At 73.2% G+C, this 3,390-nt stretch carries 4 protein-coding genes; 1 reads left to right on the top strand and 3 read right to left on the bottom strand.

The features are described from left to right. Both ACWGIG_RS37930 and ACWGIG_RS37925 read right to left on the bottom strand, forming a co-directional pair. The coding region (locus ACWGIG_RS37930; RefSeq protein ID WP_453326278.1) for a hypothetical protein at positions 1 to 770 on the bottom strand (770 nt) is incomplete at its 3' end. A gap of 19 nt (positions 771 to 789) precedes the next feature. Then, the gene (locus tag ACWGIG_RS37925) at positions 790 to 1,461 is read right to left on the bottom strand and encodes a papain-like cysteine protease family protein (protein ID WP_453326277.1); all 672 of its coding nucleotides are present in this window, start codon (positions 1,459 to 1,461) and stop codon (positions 790 to 792) included. 233 nt (positions 1,462 to 1,694) lie between these two features. Here ACWGIG_RS37925 and ACWGIG_RS37920 point away from each other — a divergent pair, with 233 nt between their 5' ends. Further along, complete coding sequence (locus ACWGIG_RS37920; RefSeq protein ID WP_453326276.1) at positions 1,695 to 2,651, top strand: hypothetical protein; 957 nt, start codon at positions 1,695 to 1,697, stop codon at positions 2,649 to 2,651. Positions 2,652 to 2,716: 65 nt separating this feature from the next. Here the strand turns inward: ACWGIG_RS37920 and ACWGIG_RS37915 are convergent, their stop codons facing one another. Beyond that, complete coding sequence (locus ACWGIG_RS37915; protein WP_453326275.1) at positions 2,717 to 3,148, bottom strand: Rieske (2Fe-2S) protein; 432 nt, start codon at positions 3,146 to 3,148, stop codon at positions 2,717 to 2,719. Positions 3,149 to 3,390: the final 242 nt, after the last annotated feature.

Here is a 3,390-nt window from a genome sequence, read left to right as displayed (position 1 = left end):
GGGGGGGCCCCGGGGGGGGGTGGGGCGGGGGGGGCGCCGGGGGCCGCCCGGGGCCCCGCGGGGGCGGGGGGGGCTGGGGCGGGGGGGGGGGCCGGGGGGGGGGCGCCGTAACCGCCCGCCTTGCCCTGCTTGGCGTAGGCGCTGCCGGGGAGCTTGTCGCCGTACGCCTGGTGGACGCGGTTCTGGTACGCGGCGAGGGTGGCGCCCTCGGCCCCGACGGCGCGGGTCGCGTCGTCGTCGAGGGGCAGCACGCGCGCGCCGTCGTGGACGTACCAGGCGTCGGTCTGCGGTTCGCGGAAGACGGTGCCGCCGGGGAGCTTGCGGGCGCCGTCCGCGGCGTAGCGGGTCTCGTCGTCGCCGGTGGCGATGTTGACCACCTTCCAGGCGGTCTTCCCGGTGCCCTCTTGAGGTGCCGGTGCCATCCACAGGGACGCCTTCTGGCCGTCCGAGGAGAGGGCGGTGGCCGCCAGGAAGTCGAGCCGGGAGACCGGGGCGCCCTTCTTGCCCGCGACGAACTCGGCGGACAGCGTGTGGACGGGGACCGTCGCCTCCTGCACGCGCGGGGCGGCGGCGCTGCGGGCGACGGCTCCGTCGCGGGCGAAGAAGCGGGACAGGGTGTCGAGGGTCGCGGGGGCGGTCGCCGCCTTGTGGGCGGCGGCCTTCTGGGCGGGAGCGACGGGGTTCTCGGCGGCGCCCGCCTGGCCGGCGAGGCCCAGGACGAGGGTGGCGGCGACGCCGGCGACGGCGGCGGATCCGACGTGTCTGGTCATGCCGTGGAGGGTCATCGCGTCACGCCCCGATCTTGTAGAGCGAGTGGGTCCAGGAGAACTCGTTGTTGTTCACGTACCAGTCGTGCGAGCCCCAGTTGTAGCGGCTGCTGCTCTTCCACGGGTCGCCCCAGTAGACCCAGCTGCTGGCCGTGTCGTAGCCGTAGATGACGTGCATGTGGCCGCCGCCGCTGGACCACTGGATGCGGGTCTCGACGGGGCGGTCGGCGGATATCTCGGTCTGGACCGTCGGGTAGCGCAGCCATCCGGTCACGTACGAGCCGGGGTTGACGCCCGCCCAGGAGAGGCCGTTCTGGACGTTGCCGAGGGTGGCCTGGTTGTTGGGGCAGGTGGTGTTCTGGTTGCGGCCGAAGGCGGCGTTGCAGAACTGGTTCTGGCTGTAGTTCTTGCCGAACCAGGTGGCGATGGTGTTGCCGCCCGCGGCCCAGCACCAGTTGGTCTTCTCCTGGGCCTGCATCGTGATGTTGAGGCGCTTGGCGGCGAGGAGCGGAGCCTGGGCCGCGGACCGGCCCTGGGCGGCCCCGGCCTGCTGGGAGCGGGCCGTCGGGTCGTCCTGGGCGGGTGCTGCGGTCGCCGTCGCCGTGGGGACGGCGAGCAGCAGCGCTGCGGTGAGGACGGCCGGGGAGAGCCGTCTGAGGTTCTTTCGGGGATGGGTACTGCTTCGATCGCGCATCGCGGTCCTCCCGAGGCGGGGGGTGAATGGAGGAGCGCGTCCGGACGCTGCTGAGGAGCATCGGGTGTTGTCGAGTGCAGGTCAACCCGCTTCAATGCGGGGTGACGCGGTGCTGTGAACGCGGTGGCCGGGATGTGAACGGCCCGCTTCCCGCCCACCAGCCCGCTTCGCCGACGGCGGCACGCCGGTGCGGTCCGCCTCCGTGAATGTTCACTGCCACCCCAGGAGCCGTGATGCGGCAGCACCCGACACCGGAAGCCGACACCCTCTCGCCGGTCCACGCCGACCTGGAGCAGTTGCTACGGACGGGGCCGTTCCATCTGGCACTGCGGGCCGCGCTCACGGTGCGCGGGCTGCCGCTCCAGCGGGTGCAGCACCATCTGGCGGACCGGGGCGTCAAGGTCGGGGTGACCAGCCTGAGTTACTGGCAGCAGGGGGCGCGGCGCCCGCAGCGGGCCGAGTCGCTTCGTGCCGTACGAGAGCTGGAGGGCGTGCTGCGGCTGCCTCCCGAGTCGCTGATCCGGCTGCTGCTGATGGACGCGGGGAACGAACAGGAGCGGCCGGCGGCGCGCGCCTACCGGGCCCTGGTCGAGGCGTCGGGCTCGGTGGAACTGCTGCTGTCCGAGCTGGAGTCCCCGGTCGACGGCGGCCTGCACACCGTCGGCCATCACGAGCGGGTACGCATCGGGCCCGACCGGCAGTTGGTGGGACGCGCCTCGCAGCACGTGGTGCGCGCGCACCGGGACGGCGTCGACCGCTATCTGGCCGTGCACCACGGCGACCCGGGCTGCGATCCGTCCCGGGTGGAGGTGCGGGCCGGGGAGAACTGCCGTACCGGGCGGGTGCGGTGGCACCGGGAGACCGGTCTTGTGGTCGCGGAGATGCTCTTCGACGCGCGGCTGCGGGCCGGGGACACGTACTTCTTCGAGTACGGGTTCGAGGACGGCACCGGCGGGCCGTGCGGCGAGTACGTGCGCGGGTTCAGCTTCGCGGGCGGGCAGTACGTGCTGCAGGTGCACTTCGACGAGGCGGCGCTGCCCGTGCGGTGCCGCCGCTTCGCCCAGGCGACGGCCGGTGCTCCGAGAACGGAGCGGCAGGACCTCACGCTGAGCGGGCGGCACGGCACGGTGCACTTCGTGCAGCAGGGGGTGCGGCCGGGGATCCTCGGGGTGGACTGGGACTGGGAGTAGCCCCGGCGCTGCGTGTTGCTTGCTGCTTACTGCGTGCTGCTTGCTGCTTGCTGCGGGGGTCCTGCTCAGGCGTCCGGGCCCGCGATCAGCTTGCCGTTCTCGACCTTGACCGGGACCGCGGGCAGCGGAGCGGTGGCCGGGCCCTTGAGCGCCTTGCCGGTGGTGGTGTCGAAGCGGCTGCCGTGGCAGGGGCAGTTGCCCTCGTTCACCTCGACCTTGTCCAGTACGCAGCCGGCGTGGGTGCACTGGGCGCTGAAGGCCTTGTACTCCCCCTTGGCCGGGCAGCTCACGACGAGGCGCTGCTCGCGGTACAGCTTGGACCCGCCGACCGGCACGGCCGACGCGTCGCCGAGGGCGACCGGGGCGGTGGGGGTCGGGTTCTCGGCGTGCCCGAGCTTGGACTCGGTGGAACAGGCGGCGGCGCCGAGCCCGGCGGCCCCGGCGAGTGCGGCGCCCTTGAGGACGGTACGGCGGGCGGCGGACGGGCTGCCGGACATGGGGGTCTCCACGGGTGCGGTGCGGGTGGTGCGACGGCACGCTGCCGCGACAGGACGCGGCAGGTGCGCGATGCGGTTCCGACGATACCTGTGGGGTGTGGACGGACCGGGCAGCGGGCAGCGATTCGGGCAGTCCGGCCCGGGCAACCCCCCCCCATTACCGTTTTCGTTGGCTCCGCAACGGAGCTTCCGGCCTCCGGGACCGGCATGACTTCCCCCCCTTGTTGACCATGATCCGGGGG

The organism is Streptomyces sp. NPDC054863, assembly GCF_053610825.1.
The sequence above is the reverse complement of the archived record's forward strand: the minus strand, read 5'-3'. Positions and strand labels throughout refer to the sequence as shown.